Genomic DNA, 12,364 nt, shown 5'->3' on the forward strand with positions numbered 1-12,364 from the left:
GAACCGGAAGAGGTTTGGTCGTGGCAGGAACCACGAGGCGTCGCTTTGATCCGGAGTTCCGGGCCGGAGCGGTAAGGATCGTCAAGGAAACCGGCAAACCCGTCTCGCACGTGGCGCGAGACCTTGGTATCAACGAGTACACGCTGCACAACTGGGTGCAGATGGACCGGCTCGCCGGTGGGCAGGCCGGCGGGAACGGCGGAGGCGGGACGCTGAAGGAGTCGGCCGAAGAGGAGCTGGCACGGCTACGGCGAGAGAAGGCCGAGCTGGTCAAGCAGCACGCGCGCGAGAAGGCGGCCTGGGAGAAGGACCGCGCTGAGCTGGAAGACGAGCGTGATGACGCCCCTATGTTTGTCAAGTCGTCGCTGAGGAGGTTTGCGCTGGTGAGAGCGCTTCCCTGATGATCGGGAAGACTTCTCGGGCGACGTACCGTTTGAGGCAGCGGATGATCTCCTTCTTGGACTTGCCCTCGGCGGTACGCCGCTGCGCGTAGTCGCGGGTGCGTTGATCGCGTCCGAGTCTGGTCAGCACGACGGTGTAGAGGGCGCTGTTGCTGCGCCGGTCGCCGCCGCGGTTGAGACGGTGCCGGGCCGTCTTTCCAGAGGACGCTTCGATCGGATTGACACCGCACAGCGCGGCGAAGGCGGCCTCGCTGTTCAGCCGATCAGGATTGTCACCTGCGGTGATAAGGAGACAAGCAGCGGTGTCCGGGCCGACTCCGTGCCGTTCGAGCAGCCGTGGGGCGCAGCCGGTGATGATCTGGGTCAGGGCGTTCTCGTGGGTGCGGATCTCCTCGGTGAGCGTGAGGATCCGCACGGCCAGGATGCGCAGGATGGTGATGGCCGCGTCCTCGATCCCGCCAAGGGAGCCGGGGCTGGAGCGCGGCGCATGTGCGTAGCAGCGCGGCCTGTCCCAGCTCCTTGAGCGAGTCGCGCAGACTCGGATCGGTTCGCGTGAGTACGGCTTTGAGCTGGTTCATGGTCTGGGTTCGCGCCTTGATCGCGGAGTCCTTGGCCATCTTGAACAGCCGGATCACCTCGACCGCGCCGTCGCCGGTCTTGGCGATCGCCGTGGCCTGCCCGGCCAGGACGGCCCGCGCAGCGTTCTCGGCGTCAACGGCGTCGCTCTTGCCGCGTCGGCGCCGTGCCGCCCGGTTGGGCCGGTTGACCTCGAGGACCTGGATCTCCTGGCCGTGCAGGTAGCGGTTGAGCGCCACTCCGTGGGAACTGGTGCCCTCGACGCCGGCCCGGCGCAGCCGGCCGTGTCCGCGAGCCCAGGTGAGTAGGGCGGTATACCCTGCTGCGGTCGTCGGGAACGACTCGGTGGCAACGAGCCTTCCAAGCGCGGTGACGACCGCGGCGACGTGGGTGTCGGTGTGGGTGTCCACCCCCAAGACGATCTCTTCATCATCGACGTGGGTGGTCTCGGCAACGGCGCGGGTCATGGTTCTCCTCACGAGCTCGGGGGTCACCGGCCGGGCGGAGGAGGTCAGGACTGTGACGATGCGCTCGCAAGGCCCCTATGGGGACACATCCCCGCCTGGTCGGCGGCACCGCCCAGGCCCAGGCGACAGGTCATCACGAAGGCAACGGGGCCAGTCTCAAGCCGGGTCAGACCTGGGCGCTCCGGGCGGTGCCTGTCCAGTCTCACAGTCCTCAAGCGCTCGGTGGTCTTGTGGGTGAAGGAGGCGATGGGCCGGTGAGCGTGGCGGCCTTCATCTGTTCCCAGAAGACCGAGTTCGGTGTCGACCACGCCACCTCCTGCCGGGCGCTGGGGGTGTCGCAGGCGTGGTTCTACAAGTGGAAGGGCCGTATCGGCGTCGAGGCGCCGACCGGTCGTGAGCAGCGACGAGCCCGGCTGGACACGGAGATCAAGCGCCTGTTCGCCGCGTCGGGCAGCACCTACGGCTCGCCCCGCGTCACCCGTGACCTGCACGAGTTGGGCTGGCGCGTGTCGGAGAACACGGTCGCCGCGCGGATGGCCGAGCTGGGCCTGGCCGGACGCGCGCCGAAGAAGCGCAGGTCGCTGACCCGGCAGGGTAAGCGCAAGGCCGCGCCGGACCTGGTCGGGAGGAAGTTCACCGCGGTGGCGCCGGACGTGCTGTGGGTCGGCGACGGCACACAGATCGACACCGACGAGGGTCCGCTTTACCTGGCCACGGTCGAGGACCTGTTCTCCCGGCGGCTGCTCGGCTACGCCATGTCCGAGCATCACGACGGAACGGTCAGGGCAAGGACCTGCTCGGCATGGACCAGTACCAGGTCCGCAAATGGACGCCCTGGCATCGACACGTCACCACCTGCATGCTCGCCCAGGCCTTCCTCGCGGTCATGCGCGCGGGCCTGGGAAAAGATCCCCAGCGCCGGGAAGTGACGGCGGCCTGCTGACCCCGCCACGCCTGATCCGTCCCTCCCTCGCCGAGATCCGCCGGGTGCTGTCCCGCACCTTCCTCGCCGCGATCAACGACATCGAGCACATCCTGGCCTGGTCGCTGTTCCGGGCGGTCCATCAGACCCGGGCATTGATCAGCCACTACCGCCGCCGAGGCGACCCACTACCCCAAGATCTGCGAATGTAATACTGGTGGACAACAGCGGACGGACCCAGCAGCTAGAGAGTACATACGGCAAGTTCGAGCACGTCTTGTCGTTGCCTGATAGGGAAGCACCTTGCAGACCCTAGACCTAACTGCGGCCGGCCCCCTGCCCATACGCGATGGGTCGACGGCAGACGAAAAATCAGGGACGGGCCGAGGACTCTGGCAGTTGCGCCGCTGGTCATGGGTATCGGCGATGCCGTATGTCCTAGAGGCCCGCTGGATGGTCGGACAGCCAGGCACGATGCCGCTCCTTGAGAGCATCACGTTCGGCGCGCGTGGGCAGTATTACGTCGGCGCCGCCGTCGTATGGGTGATATAGCCAGCGGAGGTCCGAGGGGCCGAGGATTACGCCGCGGATTTCGTCGTCTGCGACCGCTCGTAGCAGGGTGTCGATGATGCCGGGCTGCCACGGTCGTGTCTCGGTATAGAGCTGCGTATAGCTGCGGAAGTCGGGGTCCTCGTCGGGCTCTTCGATGAGGGTCTGCCAGTGCTGCGCTGCTGGCGCGACTTCGGATCGCCTCGGCCACTGCTGGGGTGTGGTCGCCGGCGTGTCCGTCCATTCGGCCGTGATGACCAGAAGGTCTGGGCCCGGATCGAGATCGGACAGCACGGTGTAGTGGCGGCCGAGCACGATCGCGTATTCCGCCTCATTATCCGGGTAGCGCTTAGACTCCGGCAGGCTGTGAAACCTAACCCAGCGGTCCGGATAGTGGCCGCGTAGCCAGTAGGCGAACGGCGGGCACTCAGGCCACTGTCGGTCCCAAAGTTGGCTCAACGCCAGCGGATCAAGAACACCGTTGGGGATCACCGTGCATTTTTACCCGACGACATGGCGGACGACCAAGCGAAGGAAGCTAGGGCAGGGCACAGCCAGGGCACATGAGCGCGAAAAGCAGCGCGAAACGACGAGAAGCGGCGAACACTGAAAGCCCAGCTCAGCGCATGAGCTGGACAGTCGCCGAAGGTCAGCCATAGGGACGGATTAGATATCGATGTACTGAGCTGTCCGCCCCCACGGTCACGCGTCCGCCCGCCTGACCAGCACATCGGACGATCCCTACAGGTCGACAAGCGCCGGTCTGGCATCGGCTCTTCCATAGGTGAGTATGCGGCGGAGCACATCACACATGCGGTTCACGTCGGTCTCGGGGGCGTCCAACACGGCTTCGATCACCGGGTCCTCCAAGCCGAGATCGTCTAGAGCAGCCGGGTCGAGCACAACGCGCAATCTGCCATCGCGAACAGCGACTTCTCGAACGCAACCGTAGGCGGTTCCCTGATTGGCCGTAACCAGACAGTGGGTGTCCTGGGCAAGATCCACGTCCTGCTCGTCAGCCTCTTCGATGCCGCTCATGAAGAGCAGGATGAAACCGCTGCCATCCTCAAATTCCGCCACCCCGGCTTGGCGGTAATCCTCATCGAACTCTTCGTCCCCGGTAGCCGCGCGGGCAGTGAATCGGTAGGTCATGCAGGGGTTATATCAGCCAGATGGCTCACAGGTGCCCCGATTGCCAAAGAAACGATCATGCTAACGCCGATGCTAACAACGGCCCTGGACGACTGTGGAAGCCGGTGGACTGAGTGCCTTGCCAGAGCCGCCCGTGACCAGGGCTCCAGGCCAGCGGTGGACACCCGTGGACATCGCCGATCCTCCTTGTAAACAGAAGGTCTGGCTTCGATCCCCGAGGCGGCTCCAGCTCAGGGGGTCCTCCGCGCGCGAGGAAGGTCACCGGGAACATGGAACACGCGAGGCCAGGCTAACCAGAGCGACATGTACTTGCCATTTTGGTAACTAGATGCCAGAGTGGCATGCATGGATGACGGGATGACACCTGAGGCGGCTCGTGACGCGCTACGCTCCGCCGCCAACGCGTCTCAACGGCTGCGCGCACGGGCGCGCTGGGCCAGCACCAAACTTGTCGTATTCGGTGTCAGCATCGGCTTAGTCACGGCTGGCGTCGGACTGATCGAGTCGAAGCTGTTGAAAGCCGCCGTCTTCGCCGCGTGGGGGGCGTTGGTCGTGGTTATGACGGTGTGGGAGCGGGGCCGCCTGGTCCACCTTGCCGGAACGCGTCGGCGCATCAGCCCCTACTGGGGCGGCAGCTTCGCGCTCTACGGCGTGGCGCTGGCTGTGGGCACCGGCGAGACAATCGGAGACCTGGCGTACTGGCTGCCCGCCAGCGTGATCGTCCCACTGCCCATGCTCATCGGAGCGTTCCGGGAGCGGCACGCATGAGCTACGGGCAAGACAGCGATCGCGGGCACGCGGGAGGCCTCAGCCACCCGCGCCATGATCTGGACGACCTGCTGACCCACGCGGTCCGGTTCTCGATCGTCGCCGCGCTCGCTGGCCTCGCGAACGCTGAGTTCGCGGCAGTGCGAGACAGTGTGGAGATCAGCGACGCGATGCTCTCCAAACAGGTGGCGCTGCTGGAGAAGGCGGGTTACGTCCACGTCGAAAAGGGGCGCGTCGGCCGGCGATCGCGTACGTGGCTGTCACTCTCGGACGAAGGGAAGGCGGCGTACGCGAGGCACGTCGCGGCGCTGCGAGCCATCGCCGATCTCACCGACTGACGTCGGACCAACCAGATCGTCCTGCGGCGCGGCGCAGGTGTTGGCCGCCTACGTGCGGCGCTGAGACCAGCGCTCCATGTCGGAGACCGGGTGCCGCTGCTCAACCGACTGCCAGGAGTAATAAGCCCCGCCGTACCCGACGAACACCCGCACCGGCAGCCCCCGCCCGCCAGGCGGATTCACCATGTGAGCGCGGTGTGAGCCGGCACCGGTACAGCAGCGGGGTACAGCAACGCCGCCTCACATCATCACACGCGACCGGCCCGTAACTACCTCTTGAGCAGGGCGAGGATCCCCCTACGTCGTGACTGGCTCCCGTTTGCAAGCAGGAAGTCAGGGGTTCGAATCCCCTAGGCTCCACCCACTCAAAGCCCAGGCCAGGGACTCTTTTCCCCACCTGGGCTTTGATCGTTAGTCGGCCTTCGCGTTCTCCCGTGCGCGATCCACTCTTGAGCCGTCCTCACGCGAGTTGTCGAGCTGCTTTGTCACCTCATAGCAGGCACGGTGACTGGGGACCCGATCGGACAACAGGGCCACTGGCCAGGAACGCTGCTTCTGCCTTGACTCCACCGAGCTTGCCGAGCATGTAGCAACTCTCGCCGGCAACGAAGCTGGGGACGAGCAACGGCCGGTTGGCATCGCGGACCCGGATGAACTCCCGTATGCAGCGTTCGTGGTGCTTGTCGTCCTGAAAAGTCGCGGCCACGATGGGGCCCGTGTCGACTACGATCACGTTTCGCGCCCGTAGCCCTCGGTGAGGATCTCTTCTACCTGTTCGGATGCGTCGCTCCTGCCAGCGCGGAAGGCACCGAAGAGTGTGGGCAGACCATCAGGACCGAGTTCTGGCTCCTCTGAACGCGAGTGGACCAGTTGGAGGAGCCGCGCACGCTCCTCCCGCACCTGATCCGGCCGGAGCTGATCGACCAGTCGGTGAAGATCTTCGTACTCTTCGAGTGGCGCTGTCACGTCTCCGAGTGTACGTGTCGAGACTGATCGTTTCCGTAACCTGCGGTTATGTACGTATCGATCTTCGCTGTAGCAGCCGTGCGCAGTACGGCGCCGGTAACTCGGGGAGATGCTCGCCGTGCCATTAGCGTGCCATTAAGGGCGGTCAACAGGGGGCACTCACGGTCACTCGCGGACTGTCTCTCGCCCACCTCGGCTATGCCGGCACCATCACCGGCCTGCAGCGCTTCGCGTTGCGGGGCATCGTCAGAGACGCCTCGCCCGAGCGGGGACGCAGTTGCGTGGTTCAGCGCATGAAGGGTTCGAAGATGGAAATCACCTTCGTGGCAGCGCGGTCGGCGTCCCCGTCCACGATCGCCTCGACCAGCTCGTGGTGGTGGCGGTGTGCCGCGTCCTCGTCCTCGCTCTTCTCGTCGCGCATGTGGGCGGCGAAGATGTCGAGCATGCTGGTGTACAGCTTGACGTAGAGAGGGTTGTGCGTCGCTGCCACGATCGCGCGGTGCAGGGCGAGATCCGCGCTCGCTCGCAGGTCGAGATCATCGGTCGACCAGCTCGCTTCGCGACGGTCGCGCAGCTCGCGCAGCAGCTCGACGTCGGCATCTGAGCGGTTCAAGGCGGCCAGTGACGCTGCGGCGCTGTCAAGGGCGCGGCGTAGTTCCAGGTAGTGGCGACGGGTGCCACCGGCGAGCTGACGTTCAAGAGTGCCTGTCAGCTCGGAGCTGGAGATGACGAAGGTGCCGCGGCCCTGCTCGCGGCGCAGCAGACCTGCGTGCACCAGCGACTGCAGCGCCTCGCGCACCGTGTTCCGGCCGATCCCGAACTCCGACACCAGTGCGGCCTCGGTCGGTATCTGCTCACCGACCGGCCAGCGTCCGGAGACCACCTCCTCGCGGAATCGCTCGGCGGCCTGGTCGATGAGTCCCACTCGACGCATCGGCTGTCGCGTGCCAGAATCTTCGGAACTCATCCCATAATCCCATCATCTGCTGACCTTACACCGGAGTATAACGTGACATCGCTCTCCCCACCGCTCGTTCCGTCGCACCGTGGGCGTCTGACCTTGTGGGCCTGGCTCGCCATCGCCCTGACAGCGGTCAATCTGCGAACGGCCGTGACCGGGTTCACTCCGCTCCTGGAGATCATCGGATCCGATCTCGGCTTCGGGGTGACGCTGTCCGGCCTGCTCGGCACGGTGCCGGCGGTGTCCTTCGGCATCTTCGGGTTTCTCGCCCCAGCGGTGACGAGGAAGTTCGGACTCGAGCGCACGGCCACTGTGGCGCTGGGCCTGACGGCTCTGTCACTCCTGGTGCGCGCCTTCTCTCCAACGCCCTCGTTGCTGGTGCTTTCGACCGTGCTGGCCCTGGCCGGAATCGGAGCCGCGAACGTCGTGATCGTTCCGTTGGTGAAGGCATGGTTCGCCGATCGGCTGGCCCTGGGGACCTCGCTCTACCTGATCCTCATGCAGGCGGGCCAGTTCATCGCCCCGCTCCTCGCGGTCCCGGTAGCGGAAGCGGCGACGTGGCGGCTCTCGGTGGGTATCTGGGCGGGACCAGCTGCTGTGGCTGGTGTGGTCTGGCTCGTCCTGGCACTCAGGCTGCCCGCCGATCACCACGCGCCCGCGGCCGTGACGGCGACCGATGCGGGACCGAGGATCAGTCGATCATCAACCGTCTGGGGGCTGGTGATCCTCTTCGCGATGATTTCGCTGTCCAACTACGGGATCATCACCTGGGTCCCGGCAGTGCTCACCGACGCAGGAGGCAGCGCGGCCCTGGGCGGCTCCATGGTCGCGCTCTACTCGGCATGGGGCATGCTCGCGGCCTTGGTGGTTCCCCACCTGGCCACCCGCATGATGAACCCGTTCATCGTGGTTGCCGGGTGCGCGGTCTTCCTGGTAACGGGATACCTGGGCCTGCTCCTGTCCCCGCTCGACGGCACGCTGGTGTGGATGTGTGCGCTGGGAATCGGGGTGAGCACCTTCCCGCTCTGCATGACCCTCATAAACCGTCGAACCAGGAGCCCGCAGACAGCCTCTGCCGTGTCGGGCTTCGTTCAAGGCATCGGCTATGGGCTGGCGTGCTTCGGCCCGATCGGTTTGGGCCTGCTGCGCGAGGCGACCGGATCATGGTCGATCTCGCTCCTGGTGCTCGCTGCGACCGCCGTCCCAGGGGTGATCGCCGGCTGGTTCGCTTGCCGTCCTCGCTTCGTGGAGGACTCCGCGCCACAGCCGACGAAGCGCGACGCTGACCAGCAGTCGCGACGATAAGAGTCATGCGTCGAACAGATCCGAAGGTCTGCGGGATATGCAGAGGATCATCCCCGGCCAGCCCCGAGCCCAGGCGTCGCACCCGTGCATCACATCAGGATGCTCAGGCGGGGAGAGGGACTGCCGGAAGTGGCCTGCGGTGCGGCTGAGTGTTCCGCGCCGCAGGCCACAGGTACGGGCTAGCTGTTCCAGGTCCACTTCTGGTTGGTGCCGCCGTGGCAGCTGTAGAGCTGGAGCTTGGTGCCGTTGCCGGTGCCGTTTCCGGTGGCGTCGAGGCACAGGCCGGACTGGACGCCGGTGATGCTGCCGTCGGCGTTGACTCGCCACTTCTGGTTGTCGCCGCCCCAGCAGGAGTAGATCTGGACCTTGGTGCCGTTGCCGGTGCCGGCGGCGTCGAGGCACTTGTTGCCGTAGACCCGGATCTCACCGGCGGAGGTGGACGACCAGGTCTGGTTGTTCTGGCCGTTGCAGTCCCACAGCTGCACCTGCGTGCCGTCGCTCTGGGTGGCGCCGGGCACGTCCACGCAGCGGCCGGAGGCCACACCCTTGACCGCCCCACTACCGCCCCCGGAGGTCGGAGTCACGGTCGGGCTGGGGGACGGACTGCCGCTGGGCGACGGGGAGGGGGACGGGCTGCCACCGAGGGTGAGGTTCTTCTGCTGGACCTGCCACTGGGTGTTGCACAGGCCGCAGTTGGGGCCGACGAAGTTCGTGCCGGCCGTCGTGTCGCCCTTCAGCCGCCACTTGACGTACAGCACCGCCACGCGTCCGAACTCGCCGCCGTTGGTCTGGTCGTAGGTGCCCCCGTGTCCGACGTTCAGATTGCCCATGAACGCGGGCAGCCCCGTCGGCAACTTGCCCCAGTCGTCGATGGCGTTCGGGTAGGCGATGTCACTCGGCCCGCCGATGAAGTAGGCGATCGGCTTCGTCAGCCGGCGGAGCTGGTAGTCGTCCGAGTCGTTCAGCAGGCCGCTGCTGAAGATCATGGTCGTGGTGATACGCGAGTCGTTGGAGACGGCGTAGGCCTCCAGCCCGCCGCAGGACCAGCCCGCTACAGCGATCTTGCTGGTGTCGAGCCTGCCGTTGTACTTGCTGCCCTGGCGGCTGTTCTCCGCGACCGCCCAGTCGATGGACTGGGTGAGCATCTGGGACGTCGTCGAACCGGAGCCGTTCGGGCTGCCGCTGGCGATGACCAGGAACCCGTGTGAGGCGATCTCGCGGAGGAAGTTCAGCTGCCCCGTCCCATTGGCGGAGCAACCTCCGTTGCCCCATACGAAGATGGGCATCTTCTCGGAGGGAAGGGTTCCGGGCCGGTAGATGGTGTGATTGGACAGGCTGGTGGAGGTCTCGTAGTCGGCCGGGTAGGGGCCGGAGCCGCCGACCGCGGCTGCGGCCGGCGTCGTGGTGAGTGTCACCATTGCGGCGCAGAGCGGGGCGACCGCGGCCGCCAGTGCCGCGCTGATGATCGAGCGTTTTCTCATTTCGCCCTCCGAAGGTGTCACGACGGCGCTCTGTGTCGGATGCGGCATGCGCGGCGCACGCCGACGGAGCCCGGCGACGGCTCGGCCACTTCCACCGCGGCCGGGCTGGTCGGCGCCGGCCGAATCCAGAGATGAACATGGCGGGCCATCGACTGCAAAAATGCGCTCCTGTCAGGCGGAACAAGCCGATGAGAGCAATGTGCAGTTAATATCACCGCGGTCACAAAAAGTGTCAACCGACCGCACTTATCGCGCCGGGCCGGTACGCACACAGACCGCAAACGCCCCTACCCCGTCGGATCCGTACGGTGGCCGCCCGATCACGCGAACCGTCGAACAGCGTCCGCCCGCCGCACGGGCCGGTGCGGTGGCTGCGGTGCAGGTCACGATGCCTGGCCGACCTGGTGCTCGGGTGGGATCCTTAGCGCGCGGCGGCCGGCCGGGAAGCCGACGCGGTGCGGGGTCACGAGACGCGCCCCGGCAGACCGGCAGGTGTTCGGGTGGTGAAAGTTTCTTGCGACCCTTCCCGGCGGCCGGGGCCGAAACGCCGTTCTCGACGCCCGGAAGTGGGCGATCCAGGACGCGGCGTCCGGCCGGTACGGTGTCACCACCTCGATGAGCCGCGCCTCGGCGAGCGCGCCGAGAGCGGAACGGGTCTCTCCCCGTCGCGCACAGCCACTCGCAAATCCGAGTACTGCGCGATGAAATTCACGTAGGGCCGAGGCGAGACCGGCCAGATCGTAGGCGGCGGCGGGACCGTGCGGGCCGGCCTCCTCCTCGAATCGGGCACATCCGAGGAATCGCAAATTCCCTGAAGCCCGACTATCTGGATTCGGCTTCGCCGGCCTGAAAACAGGCGGTGCTTTCTGGGCCGAAGGTGTTGTTCACCTCCGGCAGGGAGGACGAACGGACGGGCGCGGAAACCGCCCGTACCAACAATCGAACATCAACGCAATAGATGATTCCCCCAGGGCTTTATTCATGTGCTCCATCATGAGGACAACGGCCGCCATATTACTGTGACCAAGTGGTTAATATCGCCGCTACATCGATCTGCGCTAGATCTCTATTGATCGATCAATGTCCGTCCCTGGTAAGGAGAAGCATGCGAAAAGTCACCTGGCTTCACCGGTTCGGTCTCGTCTCAGCGGTGGTGGCGGCCGGCCTGGCGACCACGTCCGTGGCCGCGCACGCCGACGGCTATGACACTCCCCGCAGTGCCACTGCGGTGGGGGCGGGCAACACCTATGCGGCCGGGTTGGCGGCGGCCGAACAGCGGGCCCGGCAGGCCGTCCTCGCGGTCGGCCACGACTGCACCCCTGGAACCTACAGCGCGCTGCTGACCTATTCCTCTCCGGGTGGCGGAACCTGGGTCTTCCAAGCCACCCACACCGCGATGTGCGTCGACTGATCAAGTTTCGGCGGATCGCCCTCCGCCGGGGTCGCCGGGGCAGGGTAGCCCGGCTGCCCGCGGCGGAGGCCGTTCCGCGGCAGGGAGGACATGGCCACGGCGTCTGCGCGAACGAGGTCCGGCACGCCATCAGGGTGCAGGACTGTGTGCGGACGGGGTTGTGTCCCAGTCGCGTACGCAGGGGGCGGTGTGCCTGCGGCTTTCCGGACGGCTCAGTTGTAGGGGTTGTCGTAGGTCACGGATTTGGTGCGGCTGTTGTAGGTGTTGCCGGGATAGAACCAGCCGCCCGTCACATACAGGGTGACGTTCGCGAGGGTGGTGGAGTGGGTGTATTCACCGTCGTAGAGGAACAGGTACTGCTGGCAGCCGGAGGGAGCGGTCGCCGTGCCTGTCTGGGCCGGATAGAGGTAGGTGCTGCCGTTGACGGCGACGTAGAAGTTCGGCCTGGGGTAGGACCCGCTCCCCCAGCACAGCTTGAGCGAGTACCTGAACTTCGTGTTTCCGTCGTCGAAGGCCAGCGTGCCGGTCAGCTGGGCGAGTGTGATCGACGGTCCGGAATTCGAGGTCACCGTAAGGGATACGGTCTGGTCTGGGCCGTAGGCGGCATGCGCGGGAGTGACCGGCATCAGGATCGCCACGAGTGTCGCGATGACGATGGCGAAAGAGCTGACCGCATTACGTGCTTTGGAACGTGTCACTTCCAACCTCACCCTCTTCATGATGTCGGCGGAGCACACCGGACGTTATTGTCGGGGCCTCCAGGCGTCCAGACAGACGATTGAGACCCACCGATTCGGCCCGGCCTTAACCTGTTGCCATTGTGGTTCTCGTGAGGGTGGGCCAGGCATGCCACCTGGTCGGGGATCAGTCCTGCGGAGCCGTAATACCGGCGTGACGGGTGAGAATTTCATTTCACCCAGACGTGGTCGACTCCGGCACCGGCGACGACTAGTGATCACCGAGGGCGACGGGCCCCGCCGTCGAACCGATGGACCGGCCCAGCGCCGCCGTGATCTCCCCCGAGGGCAGACCGTGCGCGTACAGCAGCAGCGGCGGCGGCACCTCGC

General features: G+C 66.0%; 14 protein-coding genes and 1 pseudogene. 6 read left to right on the forward strand and 9 right to left on the reverse strand.

What is annotated here, in order from left to right:
- Positions 1-20 precede the first annotated feature (20 nt).
- Positions 21-401, forward strand: a complete 381-nt coding sequence (locus tag OG344_RS09315) for a transposase (RefSeq protein WP_405087870.1) — start codon at positions 21-23, stop codon at positions 399-401.
- On the opposite strand, the gene OG344_RS09320 is transcribed toward OG344_RS09315, so the two are convergent.
- Together OG344_RS09320 and OG344_RS09325 are read right to left on the reverse strand one after the other, a co-directional pair.
- Positions 355-816 (reverse strand): transposase, encoded by a 462-nt coding sequence (locus OG344_RS09320; protein ID WP_405087871.1) that lies wholly within the window; start codon positions 814-816, stop codon positions 355-357. The two genes, OG344_RS09315 and OG344_RS09320, sit on opposite strands and share 47 nt — an antisense overlap.
- Before the next feature lie 190 nt (positions 817-1,006).
- Positions 1,007-1,444 (reverse strand): annotated as a pseudogene (locus OG344_RS09325) (transposase); the annotation flags it as partial.
- A 254-nt stretch (positions 1,445-1,698) separates the two neighbouring features.
- On the opposite strand from OG344_RS09325, the gene OG344_RS09330 reads away from it, so the two are divergent.
- Positions 1,699-2,373 (forward strand): IS3 family transposase, encoded by a 675-nt coding sequence (locus OG344_RS09330; protein WP_405087872.1) that lies wholly within the window; start codon positions 1,699-1,701, stop codon positions 2,371-2,373.
- Between the two features lie 431 nt (positions 2,374-2,804).
- On the opposite strand, the gene OG344_RS09335 is transcribed toward OG344_RS09330, so the two are convergent.
- Both OG344_RS09335 and OG344_RS09340 read right to left on the reverse strand, forming a co-directional pair.
- A complete protein-coding gene (locus OG344_RS09335; RefSeq protein WP_405087873.1) occupies positions 2,805-3,407 on the reverse strand; it encodes a hypothetical protein in 603 nt (200 codons plus the stop codon).
- A gap of 249 nt (positions 3,408-3,656) precedes the next feature.
- Positions 3,657-4,067 carry an Imm10 family immunity protein gene (locus tag OG344_RS09340; protein ID WP_405087874.1) on the reverse strand — a complete coding sequence of 137 codons (411 nt, stop codon included), beginning with the start codon at positions 4,065-4,067 and terminating at the stop codon, positions 3,657-3,659.
- A 345-nt stretch (positions 4,068-4,412) separates the two neighbouring features.
- Between OG344_RS09340 and OG344_RS09345 the strand changes: the two genes are divergently transcribed.
- Positions 4,413-4,835, forward strand: coding sequence for a hypothetical protein (locus OG344_RS09345; protein WP_405087875.1), 423 nt, complete (start codon positions 4,413-4,415; stop codon positions 4,833-4,835).
- Positions 4,832-5,173 (forward strand): winged helix-turn-helix domain-containing protein, encoded by a 342-nt coding sequence (locus OG344_RS09350; RefSeq protein ID WP_405087876.1) that lies wholly within the window; start codon positions 4,832-4,834, stop codon positions 5,171-5,173. Before OG344_RS09345 ends, OG344_RS09350 begins: the two co-directional genes overlap by 4 nt.
- 48 nt (positions 5,174-5,221) lie before the next feature.
- Here OG344_RS09350 and OG344_RS09355 read toward each other — a convergent pair whose 3' ends face one another.
- From OG344_RS09355 to OG344_RS09365, 3 genes are all read right to left on the reverse strand, one after another.
- Positions 5,222-5,359, reverse strand: a complete 138-nt coding sequence (locus OG344_RS09355) for a hypothetical protein (protein WP_405087877.1) — start codon at positions 5,357-5,359, stop codon at positions 5,222-5,224.
- Positions 5,360-5,902: 543 nt separating this feature from the next.
- Entirely contained in the window at positions 5,903-6,139 is a 237-nt protein-coding gene (locus OG344_RS09360) for a hypothetical protein (RefSeq protein ID WP_405087878.1), read from the reverse strand.
- A gap of 286 nt (positions 6,140-6,425) precedes the next feature.
- Positions 6,426-7,064, reverse strand: coding sequence for a FadR/GntR family transcriptional regulator (locus OG344_RS09365; RefSeq protein ID WP_405087879.1), 639 nt, complete (start codon positions 7,062-7,064; stop codon positions 6,426-6,428).
- Positions 7,065-7,148: 84 nt separating this feature from the next.
- Here OG344_RS09365 and OG344_RS09370 point away from each other — a divergent pair, with 84 nt between their 5' ends.
- Positions 7,149-8,405, forward strand: a complete 1,257-nt coding sequence (locus tag OG344_RS09370; protein WP_405087880.1) for a CynX/NimT family MFS transporter — start codon at positions 7,149-7,151, stop codon at positions 8,403-8,405.
- Between the two features lie 179 nt (positions 8,406-8,584).
- On the opposite strand, the gene OG344_RS09375 is transcribed toward OG344_RS09370, so the two are convergent.
- The gene (locus tag OG344_RS09375) at positions 8,585-9,886 is read right to left on the reverse strand and encodes a ricin-type beta-trefoil lectin domain protein (RefSeq protein ID WP_405087881.1); all 1,302 of its coding nucleotides are present in this window, start codon (positions 9,884-9,886) and stop codon (positions 8,585-8,587) included.
- Between the two features lie 1,105 nt (positions 9,887-10,991).
- On the opposite strand from OG344_RS09375, the gene OG344_RS09380 reads away from it, so the two are divergent.
- Complete coding sequence (locus OG344_RS09380) at positions 10,992-11,297, forward strand: hypothetical protein (protein ID WP_405087882.1); 306 nt, start codon at positions 10,992-10,994, stop codon at positions 11,295-11,297.
- 212 nt (positions 11,298-11,509) lie between these two features.
- On the opposite strand, the gene OG344_RS09385 is transcribed toward OG344_RS09380, so the two are convergent.
- Complete coding sequence (locus OG344_RS09385) at positions 11,510-11,866, reverse strand: hypothetical protein (RefSeq protein ID WP_327048841.1); 357 nt, start codon at positions 11,864-11,866, stop codon at positions 11,510-11,512.
- Positions 11,867-12,364: the final 498 nt, after the last annotated feature.

The organism is Microbispora sp. NBC_01389, from assembly GCF_045040095.1.
In the GTDB taxonomy this organism is placed as follows: Bacteria; Actinomycetota; Actinomycetes; order Streptosporangiales; family Streptosporangiaceae; genus Microbispora.